This is a genomic window from Streptomyces longisporus (assembly GCF_039532765.1).
Lineage (GTDB): Bacteria > Actinomycetota > Actinomycetes > Streptomycetales > Streptomycetaceae > Streptomyces > Streptomyces longisporus.
In genome coordinates this window covers 317,691-332,634 of record NZ_BAAASG010000008.1, presented here as the reverse complement: position 1 = coordinate 332,634, position 14,944 = coordinate 317,691, and the positions used below count along the sequence as shown (strand labels likewise).

Sequence of the window (14,944 nt, the reverse complement as noted above, 5' to 3'; positions counted from 1 at the left end):
GAGGCCCGCTGGCCGGGCCTCCGGGGGATGACCACGACACTAGGAACCCGCCCTCCAGAGGCAGCCCAGCAAATGGAGAGCGGGAGACCAGGAAACGGCCAATGTTTCGCAGGACGCGGCCACCGTCGGCGGAGGCCGCGGCCGTCCCGGCGGTCAGGTCGCGCGGGGCAGCCTTGCCTCGAACGCCGCGCCACCGCCCGGTGACTGACGTGCCGTCAGGGTTCCGCCGTGGTGTTCTACGACGTCGCGGGCGATGGCCAGGCCCAGGCCGGCACCGCCGTCGTCCCGGGTGCGGGCCTCGTCCAGGCGGACGAAGCGCTCGAAGATGCGGGCGCGGTCGGTCTCAGGAACTCCGGGGCCGTCGTCGGTGACGGTGAGCACCGCATCCGTGCCCTCGGCACACAGCTCGACGCCGACCGTCGAGGTGGCGTGGCGCTGGGCGTTGTCGAGGAGGTTGCCAAGTACACGCGCCAACTGGCCGCGGCTGCCGCTGACTTCGAGCGGTACGTCGCTCACGGTGATGCCCGGGGTGATGCGGTCGGTGGCGCTGCGTTCGGCGAGTTCCTGGCGCACGAGGGTCCCCAGGTCGACCATGCCTCCCGCTGGGTGCTCCCCCGCGTCGAGACGCGCGAGCAGGAGCAGGTCGGCCGCCAGGTGCTGGAGGCGGACGACGTCCTGCAGCACCTCCTCGACGTCCAGGAGCTCGGAGTGGGCGACCGCGACCTCCAGCTGGGTGCGCAGGGATGCGATGGGGCTGCGCAGTTCGTGGGAGGCGTCGGCGACGAAGCGGTGCTGGCGCTCGACGGACTGCTCCAGCGCGGTCAGGGTCTCGTTGGTGGTGGCGGCGAGCCGGGCGATCTCGTCGTGCGAGTCGGGCTCGGGTACGCGCCGGGAGAGGTCGCCACTGGCGGTGATCTCGCTCATCTCGGCGCGGATGCCCTCCACCGGACGCAGCGCCCTGCGGGTCACCGGCCAGGTCACGCCGGCCACCACCACGAGCAGGAACGGCAGGCCGATCAGCATCACCCGGGTGACCTGGTCCACGGCGGCCTGCTCGTCCTCGAGCGAGGTTCCTGCGTAGACGGTGTAGGTGCGGCCGTCGTACGTCGTGCCCTGCACGGCGGCAAAGCTGTAGGCGCGGCTGTCGTCGTCGAGCCGCACGGTGAGGGTCTCGCGGTCCACGTCCGTGCCGACCTTGCCACGGGCCGGGGTGCTGTCGATGTCATCCGGGACTACGCGCTCGCGCCCAGGACCACCGCGTCGAGCACCTCCTCCGACCACGACGAGCACGCTCGCCGCCACCACCAGGACCGACGTGAAGCAGGCCGCCGACACGGCCCGGAAGTCGGTGGCGGGCACGGTCACCTCCGTCGACCTGGAGGGACAGCAGGGCAAGGCCGTCTGGAAGGTCGACGTCGTCACCGACAAGGGTGTGGAGCACGAGGTCACCGTGAATGCCGCCGACGGCAAGGTCACCGGCAGCAGGGTCGACCAGGACGACGACCGTGACGGCGACGCCACCCCGGCCGGGCCCGCCAGGACCGACCTCGGCCGGGCCGTGGACGCCTCGCTCGGCAAGGTCCCGGGCACGGTGACGTCTGCCGAATTCGAGGACGACCACGGCCGGACGGCCGCCTGGCAGGTCGACGTCACCGACGCCAAGGGCACCGAACACGAGGTCACCGTCGACGCCGGGTCCGGCGAGGTCACGGCCACCGACACCGACGGCGACTGAGGCCTCCGTCCGCGCGTACCGGTGCGCGTCGGACTACGCTCCGGAGACCGCGCTGACCCCGGTGCGGGTGCCGAGGTAGACATGCTCGCCGGAGAGCACGGGCGAGGCGAAGTTCGGCAGATCGCCCACCGCCAGGTGCTGACGGACCCGGCCGGTGTCAGGGTCGAGGGCGTAGAGCGTGCCCGCCTCGAAGTCGGTGACCCAGACCGCGCCGCCGCCGATCACCGGCGAGCCCGCCCGCCGCAGGGCCATCCGCCACCCGGTGGTCATCGTGCCGTCCGCCCGGACCGTCAGCTGCAGCAGCCCGTCGGAGCACGGCACGTAGACGGTGCTGCCGGTGAACGCCGCCGCTCCGTACGCCGGGCAGGCGCTGGTCCGCGCGAGCTGCCCGCCGATGCCGCCGAGGTGGCCGGCGGCCAGCAGATAGGCGGTGCCGCTCTTGCCGACCACCAGGACGAAGCGGCCGATCCGCACCGGGGTGAGGGCACCCAGGTCGGCGTCGGCCGCATTGTCCCGCCCCCAGTCGGAAGGGGCGAAGTAGTCGGTACGGTGCAGACCGGCGGAAAGCGCCAGGACGGAGTCCGTTCCGTCGTACCTCCCGCCGGTGGCCTCGCCGTTGCCGACGGGCACCAGGAGCCGTCCGCCGTCGACGACCGGTCCGCCCGGCGCCCAGATGCCGCCCATGCGGTGCGTGGGCACGGTGTACGAGGCGACGGGACCCGCGCCGGTGACCGGGACCGAGACCACGGAGCCTCGGTAGGACCCGCAGTCGCCGTACAGCCCGCCGTACGCGAGGTACACCCGGTCCGCCAGCAGGGCGAGCGCGGCACGCTGCTGATGCGCCGAGCGGTCGCCGGCCGGGGGCTCCACCTCGCGGCCCACCTTCTCCCGGCCCGTCGCCAGGTCCAGCCCCACCAGACGATGGCGCCCGCCCTCGGTCTCGGCGACGGCGAAGACGAGCCCGGTGGAGGCGTCGTACACGGGCGTGCCGGTGATGCCCAGCGGGTCGATGTTCCCGCAGTCCAGGCCCGATCGCGGCTGCGGTGTGCCCACGTGGCGGTGCCACAGGACGCGGCCGGTGTCGGGGGCGAGGGCGTAGACGGTGTTGTTCTCGGTGGCGGCGACCACCTTGCCGCGCACCACGAGCGGCTGGCCGTACACCGCGCCGTCGAGCCGGGCGGTCCAGGCCGGCCGGAGCGTACCGAGCGCCGGTGTGCCCGGGGCGTACCCGCTGCGCAGTCCGTCGCGATGGTACGTCGTCCAGTCCGACTGCCCGGCGGGCGCCGCCGACCGGCTCTGCGAGGGCAGTGAACGGGGGGCCGGCAGGGGGCTGTCGGCCCCCGTCGAACACCCGGCGGCCAGCAGACCGCCGCACAGGACCACCGCCGCGAGCCGCCGCACCATCATCCTCGCCCCTTCCGCCGCCGAGGGGGCCGAGACGCGTCCCCTCTCCCCCACTGTGCCCGGCACACGCGCGAGGTCGTCACAGGAACCAACTTCCCGCGGGACAGCGCGTTTCGCCAAAAGAGCACCAAGGGACGGTCAAGGTGACCGCACATCTGTCCGCGCAGACAACCACCACCCGCTGCCTGCCGTCCTCCACTGCGCGAAGGTGAACAGGTCGGCCACCGGGGGCAGCCATCTTTCGCCGTCCCGACCGCACCTCGGCAGTCCTACAAGATGTAGGGTGCTCTCGCCCTACAAGGCGTAGGGTGGGGCGGACGGCAAGCACGCGGGAAGAGAGATGAACAAAGTACCGCGCACCGATCATGGTTGCCGACCAGGGGGATCCGTACGGCACCCTCAGGGGCTGCGCTCCGACCACGAGACGGCCGAGACCTGTACGCCGGTGAGGGACCTCATCGAGGCCACCTCCGGCTGGCGTTCGTTCGGACTACGCGGTAGAAGGGGTCGGGCACGCGACGGTCCTCCCCCGCGCCCCGTCCCCACCCGTACCGATCCCACCGCCCACTCCCCAAGGTGACCCCAGTCATGACCGCCCAGCAGCAGTCGGCCCTGATCCCCCGCCGACGCTCCACCCCCGAACAACCGCCCGCCCCCTCCCGGCTGCGGGCGCGGGCAGCCGCATTCACCGTCTGGTACCTGCGGCTGATCGCCCTGCTCAACATCGCGGCGGTCGTGTCCGTGCCGTTCCGGCGCGAGGTGGACGAGCACAACACCGGCCGGATCTACGCCTCCCACACGGCTCACCGGTTCCACGCGCACCACGCGGGTGAGTACTTCACGCCGTACCTGGCCACCGCCGGCCTGGTCTCGGCCGCGCTCGCGATCTTCCTGTCGCTGGTGATGCGGCGCAGGAAGCGGGCCGCCTGGACGGTCAACATGGCCCTTGCCGGGCCGCTCTTCGTGCTGTACGTCGTCGCACTCACCCAGAGCCCGTTCCGGGGGCACGTCTTCAACTGGGGGTCGGCCCTGCTCACCGGCCTGTTCGTGGCCGCGCTGCTGATCGGGCGCCGGGAGTTCGAGGCGGTCGGGGACCCGTCCAACCCGAAGCTGGCACTCGCCTTCGGAGCGGGCGGCATCCTGGTCAGCGGCACGATCGGCACGCTGCTGGTCGGCGCGACCAACAAACTCCACGGTGCCACGCTGTTCGACAAGGTCGCGTACACGTTGCTGCGGGGCATCAGCGTCGGCCCGCTCGCCGACCGCGTGCATGCCGTGCAGGCGCCCCGCTGGGTGGACGTCATCGTCAACATCATGGTGGCGGCGACCTTCTGCCTCGTTCTGTACGTCTGCTTCCGCTCACCCCGCGGCCGGGACCTGCTCGGTGCGGAGGACGAGGAGCGGCTGCGCGCGCTGCTCGACCGGCACGGCGATCGTGACTCCCTCGGCTACTTCGTGCTCCGCCGCGACAAGGCGGTCATCTGGTCGCCGACCGGCAAGGCCGCCGTCGCCTACCGCGTGATCGGCGGCGTCACCCTCGCCTCCGGCGACCCGATCGGCGACCCGGAGGCATGGCCCGGCGCCATCGACGCCTGGCTCGCCGAGGCCCGCCGCCACGCCTGGACGCCCGCCGTGATGGGCGCGAGCGAGGAGGCCGGCACGATCTACGCCCGGCACGGCCTGGACGCCCTCGAACTCGGCGACGAGGCCATCGTGGACGTCGCCGACTTCACCCTCGAGGGCCGCGCCATGCGCGTCGTGCGTCAGGCGCACAACCGGGTGCGGCGGGCCGGGTACACCGTGCGCATGCGCCGCCACGCCGACATCCCCGACGCCGAGATGGCCATGCTGGTCGAACGCGCCGACCAATGGCGCGACGGCGCCACCGAGCGCGGCTTCTCCATGGCGCTCGGCCGACTCGGCGACCCCGGTGACGGAAGCTGCGTGATGCTGGAGTGCCACGACGCCGAGGGCGAGTTGCGGGCGCTGCTGAGCTTCGTGCCCTGGGGCGAGCACGGGCTGTCCCTCGACCTCATGCGCCGCGACCGGGACGGCGAGAACGGCCTGATGGAGTTCATGGTCGTCGAACTGCTGCTGCGCGCAAAGGAGTTGGATGTACGACGGGTGTCGCTGAACTTCGCCATGTTCCGCGCCGTCTTCGAGCGCGGCGCACGCCTCGGCGCCGGGCCGGTGCTGCGGCTGTGGCGCTCCATCCTCACCTTCTTCTCCCGCTGGTGGCAGATCGAGTCCCTCTACCGCGCCAACGCCAAGTACCGGCCGGTCTGGGAGCCGCGCTTCCTGCTGTTCGAGAAGACGGCGGACCTGCCGCGCATCGGCATCGCCAGCGCCGCAGCGGAGGGCTTCCTCACCCCGCCGCGCCTGCCCCAGTTCCGGCGGAGCCAGCCCGCTGCAGCAGTTCGTCAGCAGGCTGACCCCGCGGGAGGAGCAGGCGCTGCCTGACCTTCTCGGCAAGCAGGAGTGAGGGCGCGGGCAGCCGGTATCGGCCGCCCGCGCCCTCCCCCAATTGCCGGGCAGGCGGCGCCCGTTCGGCGCGCCGGAAAACCCTGCGCGTTCCGCCGCCGTCCGGCATACGCTGACGCCCGCTGTCTGCCGAGGAGGATGCATGGGGATCCGAAGCCTGACCCGTGGCGAAGCCGAGCACCGGGCCGCGCTGTTGACCGTCGAGCGGTACGACGTGGACGTCGACCTCACGGCGCTGCCCGACGGGCCCGAGGTGCGGTGCGTGTCCACCGTGACCTTCACCTGCCACCAGCCGGGCGCCGAGAGCTTCGTGGACTGCGCGGCACAGGTCGTCGGCGCCACCCTGAACGGCACCGCTCTCACCCCCGGCGGTGACGGCCGGATCCCCCTGCCCGCCCTGGCCGGTCACAACGTGCTGCGCGTGGAGAGCATCCAGGCCGACACGGCCGCGGGCGAGGGCGTACACAAGGCGACCGACCCCGCCGACGGCGAGGTCTATGTGTGGATGAGCTTCGAACCGGACGAGGCCCGGTTCGTCTGGGCGTGCTTCGACCAGCCCGATCTCAAGGCCCCGCACGCCTTCACGGTCACGGCCCCCGCCGCCTGGACGGTCACCAGCAACTCCGGCGAGGCACGCATCGAGGAGCTGGGGACGGCCCGCCGCTGGACCTTCCCGGACACGCCGCCGCTGTCCACGTACAACACGGTCGTCAACGCGGGTCCCTTCCACGAGATCCGCCGCGAGGCCGACGGGTACGACCTCGGCCTGTACGCCCGCCGCTCGCTCGCCGAGGTCCTCGACCGTGACGCGGAGGAGATCTTCACCCTCACCCGACAGGGTCTCGCCTTCTACGGCGAGGCTTTCGCGATGCCGTTCCCGCAGCGCAGGTACGACCAGGTGTTCGTGCCCGAGTTCGGCGGCGCGATGGAGAACTACGGCTGTGTGACCTGGTCGGACGTGTTCCTGCGCAGGGCCGCGCCGACGCCGGCCGAGCGGGAGCTGCTCGCCAAGGTGCTGCTGCACGAGATGGCGCACATGTGGTTCGGCAACATCGTCACCATGCGCTGGTGGGACGACCTCTGGCTGAACGAGGCATTCGCTGAGTTCGCCTGTCACTGGGCCGCCGAGGGCGCCACCCGGTACACGGACGCCTGGGCGAGTCACCTGGTGAGCGACAAACTCAAGGCGTATCTGGCCGACCAGGGTCCGGTCTCCCATCCGATCCACCAGCCCATCCACGATGTCGCCCAGGCCGCGTCGATCTTCGACAACATCACCTATCCCAAGGGTGCCTCCGTCCTGCAGCAGCTGATGACATATGTGGGCGAAGAGAGCTTCCGGGCCGGTATGGCCGCCTACTTCGCCCGCCACGCGTGGGGCAACACCACGCTCCAGGACCTGATCGACTCCCTCGGCAAGGCGAGCGGGCGAGACCTGGACGGCTGGCGCACCGCCTGGCTGGCGACGGCCGGCACCGACCGCTTCCGGCTGGAGCGCGAGGGCGAGAGCGTCACGCTGGTGGCCGACGGCACCCCGCGCCCGCAGGTTCTGGCGGTGGGCGCGTACGCCCGGAACGGACAGGCGCTGGACCGCACGGCGCTGGTGCGGACCGAGGTGACACAGCCCCGTACCCCCGTCGTCGGTCTGCCTCCCGCGCCGGACGTCCTGCTGATCAACGACGACGATCTGACCTTCGCCACGGCCCGCCCGGACCCCACGACCCGGGACGCCCTCTTCCGTTCGGCCGCGGAGCTCCCCACGGCCATCTCCCGGGGTGTGGCCGCCGCCACCGTGTGGGACATGCTGACCACAGGCGAGGCCACGGCCGTGGAAGCCGGGCAGTGCATCACCGCGGTCCTTGCGGCCGAGACGTCGGACGCCGTGATCGAGCCGTATCTGACCCTCGCCGCGAACATCGCCGAACTGTGGGCGCCGCCCGGCGAACGAGCGGAGCTGACGGCGGCGGTGGCCAGGACCTGTCGGGACCTCGCCGCGGCTCCCGGCCGCCGCCAGGTCGCCCTGCGCGGGCTGGCCCGTACCGCCACGACCGACGAAGACCTCGCCTGGCTGCGCGAACAGGCGGGCGACGACGTCGACCTGCACTGGCGCGCGCTCGTCCGCGCGGCCGAACTGGGCGGGGACGTCTCGTCCGAGGCCGCCCTCCTGCTGGAACGCGACCCGGACCCCGACGCCTGGATCCGCGCCCTCACCGTGCGGGCCGCGGTGCCCGACGCCGCCGCCAAGGCAGAGGTCTGGCACAAGCTCGTCGTCGACCGCGCTGTTCCCGTCTCCGGGGTCGGCCAGGTGGCGGCGGCCTTCTGGCGCCCCGCCCAGGACGACCTGCTCAGCCCCTACACGCAGCGCTATCTGGAGGTGATCCCCCATCTGCACCAGGGTGGAATGATCCCGGCGATGGGGTTCACGAGCCACCTGTTCCCGCCCCACGCCATCGACTCCGGGTACATCGAGACCGCCCGGCAGATCTCGGCCGAGGCAGCCCCGGTGGTCCGCAACACGCTCCTCGAACGCTCGGACGCGGTCCGCCGCATGCTGCACTCGCGTTCCCGCAGGCCCTGACCGTTCCTCCCGGACGCCCCGACCGTACAGGCCCGGCCGCATCTTTCTGCGGCCGCGCCTGTGCGGGCGGTCAGCCCCGGCCGGTACAGGACACGGTCAGTCGTCGGTCCGGTGAGCGGCCGCGAACTCCCGCAGTTTGTCCGCGGGGGCGTTGAACTTGTCGTGGTCGCCGACGGTCGCACCGGACGAGGTGTACTGCCACATCATGTACGTCGACCAGCCCGCCGGAAGCTCTCCCACCGTCGAGGCGTACCGGGCGACCCACAGGGGGTTGGTGGAGCCGAAGCCCTTGTAGCCGCCCGTGCAGTTGTTCCACCAGTTCGTGGCCGTGTAGATCACGGCGGTGCGGCCGGTGCGGGCCTTGTAGCGGTTCAGGAAGGCATGGATCCAGGCCACCATGCCGCCCTTGGTCTTGCCGTAACAGGCGTCACCGTAGGGGTTCCACTCGATGTCGAGGGCACCGGGCAGGGTCCGGCCGTCGGCGGACCAGCGCCCGCCGTGGTCGACGAAGTAGTCGGCCTGCGCGGTGCCGCTGCTGGAGTCCGGCGTGGCGAAGTGATACGCCCCGCGGACCATGCCGACGCGATAGGCGCCGTCGTACTGCTGGGCGAAGTAGGGGTTCTGGTAGGACGTCCCCTCGGTGGCCTTCGTGTAGGACCAGCGGGTGCCGCTGCTCCACAGGGCCGACCAGGCGACGTCGCCCTGGTAGCTGGAGACGTCGACGCCTTCGGTCTGGCCGGCCTGCAGGGGCGGGGGGTCGGGATCGGGATCGGAGTGGGCGCCCATTCCTTCGTACTTTCCGACGCCCATTCCCATGTAGGCGCCGCCGCGCACGGGCGGATCGGGCCAGGGTCCGGCCGCCGAGTACGCGGGCGGCATTGCGGGCAGGGTGAGGAGGAGGCCGGTCAGGGCAGCGATGAGACGCCAGCGCGAGCGGCCGTGCTGAGGACGGAAGCAGCTTGGCACGCAACCCATCTGACCCCGGGGTGCGCCGCACCGCACGCCATGTACCGCCCAATGAAGGCATTCCCGGGGTCGGAGTACTCCAATGGGTGTGACCGCGTGCCCGTGCAGGAGGAGGTGCTGGTGGGTGGTGCAGGTGGCGAAAGGACGTCCTGAAGGGCTGTTCGTCGGCCTGTGCACGCTGGACGTCATTCAGCTCGTGGACCATGCGCCGGCTTCGAACGAGAAACTGACGGCTCGTGAGCAGGTCGTCGCGGCAGGCGGTCCGGCGGCGAACGCGGCCGCGGCCTTCAGCCACCTGGGTGGCACGGCCCGGCTGATGACCGCGATCGGCTCCCATCCGCTGGGGCTCGGGATCAAGGAAGACCTCGATCGCCTGGGCGTGGCCGTGTCGGACCTGGCGGCGGAGTCGGCCGAGCCGCCGGCCGTGTCGTCCATTCTGGTGACTGCGTCCAGCGGGGACCGTGCCGTCGCCTCGACCAACGCGAAGGGCCACCGGCTCACCCCGCCCGACGATCTCGACGCGCTGGTGGCCGCCTGCGACATCGCAGAGTTCGACGGCCACCACATGGACCTGGCCGTTGCCGCCGCCCGGCTCGCGCGTACCGCCGGCCGTCCGACCGTCTTCGACGGGGGCAGTTGGAAGGACGGCACGCAGGACCTGCTGCCTTTCATCGACGTGGCCGTCTGCTCGGCCGACTTCCGCCCACCCGGTGCGAGCACGCCGGCGGACACGCTGCGGTTCCTGCGGGAGCACGGGGTCGTCTGGTCGGCGGTCAGCCGGGGAGGACGGCCCATCATCTGGGCGGGCCCGCACAGCAGTGGGACGGTGGACGTGCCCGCGATCCGTGTGGCGGACACGCTGGGGGCAGGTGACGTGCTGCACGGGGCGCTCGCTCATCACCTCGCCGATCGGGGGTCCCTGACCTCGGAGGGCTTCGTGCCGGCACTGCGGGGTGCGGCCGCGGTGGCCTCGCGGGCGTGTGCGTCGTTCGGCACACGGGCCTGGATGCAAGGCGGTTGAGGCCACACCATTCGCCGGCGCACCCTGCCCCGACTCGTGGTTGAAACTTCAAACGCAGATCGGCTCATCCATCGTATGGATGCACCGGATACGGGATTCGGATCGCGCCAAGGATGGCGGCCGGTCTCCGGAGGGGCCCATAGTCGTCCCAACCCGCCACGCCGCTGTCCGGACCAGCCGCCGTAGCGCGGCCGTCCCCTGCATGCCGAGCGCCGATGGCGTCCCTGACAGGCATGCCCGCTGCCGTACACCCCTGGAGTCGCCATGCCCGGTTCCGTCCCGCCGCCCTCTGCCGTCGCGGTCGAAGACGCCGCCCCGCCACCCGCAGCCGTGTCGGGTCCGGCCCATCTGCTGCGGGTGACCCTGCTGATGGCGGGCAGTTGTCTGCCGATCCTGGGGGCGGTGCTCATCGCGCCGGTGCTGCCGAAGATGCAGGACCACTTCGGATCCGTTCCGGGTGCCAAGGCGCTGGTGCCTCTCGCGCTGACCGTTCCGGCGCTGGCGCTGGCCCTGCTGGCCCCGTTCGCAGGCGTGATCGTGGACCGGCTCGGCCGCAAGCGGCTGCTGATCGTGGCGACCCTGCTGTATGCCCTGTTCGGCACCGCGCCGCTCTGGCTGGACTCGCTCGGCGCCATCATCGCCAGCCGCGCCCTCGTCGGCGTCACCGAGGCCGCGATCATGACGTGCTGCACCACGCTGATCGGCGACTACTACTCGGGACAGCGGCGGGTGAAGTACCTCGCCCTGCAGACCATGTGCGCCTCAGCCTCGGCCACCGTCTTCTTCGTGCTCGGCGGCGCGGCCGGATCGGCGGGCTGGCGGGTGCCTTTCTGGGTGTACGCCGTGAGTCTGGCGCTCGCCCCGCTGATGGCGACCGCCCTGCCCGACCCGGCCGCACGCCCGGCCGCCGTCGAGGCACCAGTCGCGGCGGAGGCCCGGCGGCCCTTCCCCTGGCGCGAGTTGCGAGGCATCTGCGCACTGACCTTCTTCGGCGCGATGGTCTTCTACACCGTGCCGGTGGAGATGTCGTACCTGCTCGACGACCTTGGGACGAAGAACTCCGGTGTGATCGGCCTGGCCACGGCGATCGCGAGTGCCGCGACCGTGGGTGGGGCGATCACCTTCGCCCGTCTCGGGCGCTCCCCGGACCAGATGCTGCCGGCCGTTCTCGCCGTCTGCGCGGTCGGCTTCGGGGTGATGTTCCTCGCGGGCAACGCGCCGCTGCTGGTCGTCGGAGCGGTGATCAACTGTGTCGGTACGGGCATGCTGCTGCCCGCCCTGCTCACCGGTGCCATGTCCCGGCTGGCGTTCGAGGACCGCGGCCGCGGCACGGGGCTGTGGACGGCGGCCTTCTTCGCCGGTGAGTTCGTGTGCCCGCTGGTGCTGCTGGCCGTGGAGTCGGCGGTGGGCAGCCTCGCCGGCGCCGTGGGCGTACTGGGGCTGGCCGCCGCTCTCGTCGGGGCGGGACTGCTGGCGGTCCGCCGCCGTGCGCCCGCCTCCGAGTCCGGGGCGCTGCCGGAGTCGCTCGCCTGAGGCCACGTACGCCGACGCCACCGACGCGCCGTTCAGGGGTCGACAGCGGGTTGCGGGCCCGGCCCCTGGCGGCGCCGGGCCCGCAACCCGCCACCGTCGCCCCTCGGCCACAACCCACCCACCCGGCCCGAGCCCAGCCCACGCACCAGGCAGACGCCGCACCGGATCACGGCCGACCCGACGCCGGCCCGACGCCCCGTGCCCCGGCAACGGCCGTCTCACGGCCGTTGCCCGTCAGTGTCGCGCCCACCTCTGCGGCCTTGTGCCGGAGCCAGATGTGGGCCGCGTCCTGGGTATGGACCGGGTGCCACCACATCGCCTCCTGCACGGGGACCGCCTCGAAGGGGCAGGGCAGGACGCGTACCGCGGCGGAGCGGACCGCTCCGCGGGCCAGGCGTTCCTGGATCATCGCGACCCGGCTGGTGCCCTCGACCATGTGGGGCAGCAACTGGAACGCCTGCACGGACACCTCCACCCGGGGGCTGATGCCGATCATGCTGAGCTGGCGGGCCGCGGGGGCGTCGTAGGGGCGCTGGTAGACGGCCCAGGGCAGGCGTGCCAGATGGTCGAGGGTGAGGTCGTCACCGATCTCGGGGTTGTCGTCGGCGACCAGGCACAGCCATCGGTCCTGGTGGAGGTCGACGGCGGGCAGGCCGTCGATGACGCCGTGCGGCATCAGGAGGCCGTCGACCGTGCTCAGTGCGGTGGCGGGGTTCTCCACGACGGACGGCGGCGTGTGCTGGAAGGTGAGCCGGATGCCGGGCGCCTCCTGGTGCAGGGCGCGGGCCAGGGCCGCGCCGAACACGGCCGTGCCGTAGTCGGAGGCGAGCAGCGTGAACTCCCGGTTCTCGGCAGTCGGGTCGAAGTCGGCCTGGCTGGAGAAGACGCGTTCCAGCAGGTCGCAGGCGGTCACGCTGCGGTCTCGCAGGGCGACGCCGAGCGGGGTCAGCTCGTAGGAGTTCCCGGTGCGTGCGAGCAATTCGTCGCCGAAATGACGGCGCAGCCTGGCCAGTGCCGCGCTCATCGCGGGCTGGCTCAGACCGATGCGCTCGCCGGCCCGGGTGACGTTGCGCTCCTCCAGCAGCGCACGCAGCGCGACGACCAGATTGAGGTCGAGTCGGGACAGGTTCACCGGTTACCACCTAGGTGCGAGCTGGCGAGCTGATGCGTGAGTGGCCCACGAGCCATCCATGTCATGGATGCGGCGGATCCACAGGATTGATTTCCCCGATTGCTTGATGGGGGTCAGAGTAGACCGCAACCCAGCAGGAGGAAATCTCATGGCAACGCTCGTGCAACCTGCCGGCCCGTTCGCGCTCGGCACGTTCTCGGCCCAGGACGACGAGGACCCCTTCCCCGGCCTCTTGGCCGGGGGCCGAGTACTCGACCTGAGCAAGGCCCTGGACTGGACGCCGTCCGGAGTGCGTGCCGTGGTGGAGCGGTGGGAGCAGGCCCTCCCCGTGCTGCACTCCCTGGCGGCCGACACCGCCCTCGACTGGCGGCCGCTGGAGGCCCTGCGGGTGCACGCCCCGCTGGAGCCCCGCCAGATCTTCCAGTCCGGCGCGAACTACCGCCAGCACGTGATCGACCTGGAGGTCGCGCACCGCTCCCCGGACGACCCGCGCACGCTCGAGGAGGCGCGTGCGGAGATCGCCGCGGTCATGGACCGCCGGGCCGCCGAGGACCTGCCGTACGTGTTCATCGGCCTGCCGAGCACCGTCGCGGGACCGTACGACGACGTCGTACTGCCCGAGTGGGCCGAACAGCCCGACTGGGAGCTGGAGTTGGCGGCCGTCATCGCCAAGCCCGCGTACCGGGTGCCGATCGAGGAGGCCCTGGAGTACGTCGCCGGGTACACGATCGCCAATGACCTCACCGACCGTGCCACCGTCTTCCGCCGGGACATGAAGGCCATCGGCACCGATTGGCTGCGGTGCAAGAACGCCCCCGGCTTCACCCCGCTCGGGCCATGGCTCGTGCCTGCCGGGTCGATCGCGGATCCGCAGGATCTTCGGGTCACGCTGAAGCTGAACGGCGACACCATGCAGGACGAGTCCACCAAGGACATGCTCTTCGGGGTCGCCCGGCTGGTGTCGTACATCTCCCGGACCTCCCGGCTTCTGCCCGGCGATCTGGTGTTGACCGGCAGCCCGGCCGGCAACGGCATGCACTGGGGCCGGCTGCTGCGCGACGGCGACGTCATGGAGGGCTCCATCACCGGTCTGGGCGTTCAGCGCACCCGATGTGTGGCGGAGAGAGCGTCATGACCCTTGACCGTCACGACCCGGAAGGCGCGATCGCCGAGGCCGCCAAGGCCTGCTCGAACTGGGGGCGTTGGGGTGAGGACGATGTGCTCGGCACGCTCAACTTCCTCGACGAGGCCAAGCGGCGCGAAGGCGCTGCGCTCGTGCGCCGGGGAGTCAGCTGCTCGCTGTCGCAGTCCTTCGACATGAACGGCCCGCAGAAGGGCTGGCGCCGGCGGACCAACCCGGTCCACACGATGCTCGACACCGGCACCGACGCCGCTCTCGGCAACCAGGGCTTCCCGCACGGCATCGGCGGGGCCGACGATGTGATCGCCATGCCGTTGCAGTGCTCCACCCAGTGGGACGGGCTCGGCCACATCTTCGACCACGGCAAGGCCTGGAACGGACGCCCGGCGGAGAAGGTCGTCACCTCCGACGGGGACCTCGTCACCGGCATCGAGCACATGGCACCCCATGTCGCCGGGCGCGGAGTCCTCCTCGACGTGGGCCGAGTGGTGGGCAGTGAAGGCGAGTTGCCCGACGGGTTCGCGATCACCGAGGAGCATCTGACCGCGACCGCCGCGGCACACGGGGTGGCCGTCGGGCGCGGCGACATCGTCCTCGTACGGACCGGGCGCCTCGCCCGCGCCCGGCGCGCGGGCTGGGGCGACTACGCGGGCGGGCCCGCGCCGGGTCTGTCGTTCACCACCGCCGGCTGGCTGCACGGCACCGAGATCGCCGCCATCGCCACCGACACCTGGGGCTTCGAGGTGCGGCCCAACGAATTCGAGAACGCCTTCCAGCCGCTGCATCAGGTCGTCATCCCCCACATCGGACTGCTGATCGGCGAGATGTGGGACCTCGACGCGCTCGCCGCGGACTGCGCCGAGGACGGCGTGTACGAGTTCTGGCTCACCGCCGCGCCGCTGCCGATCACCGGCGCGGTCGGCTCCCCGGTCAACCCCGTCGCCGTCAAGTAA

General features: G+C 71.8%; 11 protein-coding genes. 7 read left to right on the top strand and 4 right to left on the bottom strand.

All coding sequences use genetic code 11. From position 1 onward, the window contains the following. Positions 1–153: 153 nt before the first annotated feature. Entirely contained in the window at positions 154–1,365 is a 1,212-nt protein-coding gene (locus ABD355_RS18590) for a sensor histidine kinase (protein WP_425585764.1), read from the bottom strand. On the opposite strand from ABD355_RS18590, the gene ABD355_RS18585 reads away from it, so the two are divergent. Beyond that, the gene (locus ABD355_RS18585) at positions 1,316–1,735 is read left to right on the top strand and encodes a PepSY domain-containing protein (RefSeq protein WP_344401557.1); all 420 of its coding nucleotides are present in this window, start codon (positions 1,316–1,318) and stop codon (positions 1,733–1,735) included. The genes ABD355_RS18590 and ABD355_RS18585 overlap by 50 nt on opposite strands. A 33-nt stretch (positions 1,736–1,768) precedes the next feature. Here ABD355_RS18585 and ABD355_RS18580 read toward each other — a convergent pair whose 3' ends face one another. Next, positions 1,769–3,142, bottom strand: a complete 1,374-nt coding sequence (locus tag ABD355_RS18580) for an outer membrane protein assembly factor BamB family protein (RefSeq protein WP_344401556.1) — start codon at positions 3,140–3,142, stop codon at positions 1,769–1,771. Positions 3,143–3,727: 585 nt separating this feature from the next. On the opposite strand from ABD355_RS18580, the gene ABD355_RS18575 reads away from it, so the two are divergent. Continuing rightward, complete coding sequence (locus ABD355_RS18575; RefSeq protein WP_344401555.1) at positions 3,728–5,599, top strand: phosphatidylglycerol lysyltransferase domain-containing protein; 1,872 nt, start codon at positions 3,728–3,730, stop codon at positions 5,597–5,599. Positions 5,600–5,762: 163 nt separating this feature from the next. Next, positions 5,763–8,198, top strand: coding sequence for an aminopeptidase N (pepN, locus tag ABD355_RS18570; RefSeq protein ID WP_344401554.1), 2,436 nt, complete (start codon positions 5,763–5,765; stop codon positions 8,196–8,198). Positions 8,199–8,294: 96 nt separating this feature from the next. On the opposite strand, the gene ABD355_RS18565 is transcribed toward pepN, so the two are convergent. After that, a complete protein-coding gene (locus tag ABD355_RS18565; protein ID WP_425585763.1) occupies positions 8,295–9,173 on the bottom strand; it encodes a lysozyme in 879 nt (292 codons plus the stop codon). Between the two features lie 124 nt (positions 9,174–9,297). On the opposite strand from ABD355_RS18565, the gene ABD355_RS18560 reads away from it, so the two are divergent. Both ABD355_RS18560 and ABD355_RS18555 read left to right on the top strand, forming a co-directional pair. Further along, complete coding sequence (locus tag ABD355_RS18560; RefSeq protein WP_344401552.1) at positions 9,298–10,185, top strand: PfkB family carbohydrate kinase; 888 nt, start codon at positions 9,298–9,300, stop codon at positions 10,183–10,185. A 264-nt stretch (positions 10,186–10,449) separates the two neighbouring features. Then, on the top strand, positions 10,450–11,718 hold the full coding sequence (locus ABD355_RS18555) for an MFS transporter (protein ID WP_344401551.1): 1,269 nt from the start codon (positions 10,450–10,452) through the stop codon (positions 11,716–11,718). A 166-nt stretch (positions 11,719–11,884) separates the two neighbouring features. Here ABD355_RS18555 and ABD355_RS18550 read toward each other — a convergent pair whose 3' ends face one another. After that, a complete protein-coding gene (locus ABD355_RS18550) occupies positions 11,885–12,850 on the bottom strand; it encodes a LysR family transcriptional regulator (RefSeq protein WP_344401550.1) in 966 nt (321 codons plus the stop codon). 148 nt (positions 12,851–12,998) lie between these two features. Between ABD355_RS18550 and ABD355_RS18545 the strand changes: the two genes are divergently transcribed. Both ABD355_RS18545 and ABD355_RS18540 read left to right on the top strand, forming a co-directional pair. Then, positions 12,999–13,985 carry a fumarylacetoacetate hydrolase family protein gene (locus ABD355_RS18545; protein WP_344401549.1) on the top strand — a complete coding sequence of 329 codons (987 nt, stop codon included), beginning with the start codon at positions 12,999–13,001 and terminating at the stop codon, positions 13,983–13,985. Continuing rightward, positions 13,982–14,944, top strand: a complete 963-nt coding sequence (locus ABD355_RS18540; protein WP_344401548.1) for a cyclase family protein — start codon at positions 13,982–13,984, stop codon at positions 14,942–14,944. Before ABD355_RS18545 ends, ABD355_RS18540 begins: the two co-directional genes overlap by 4 nt.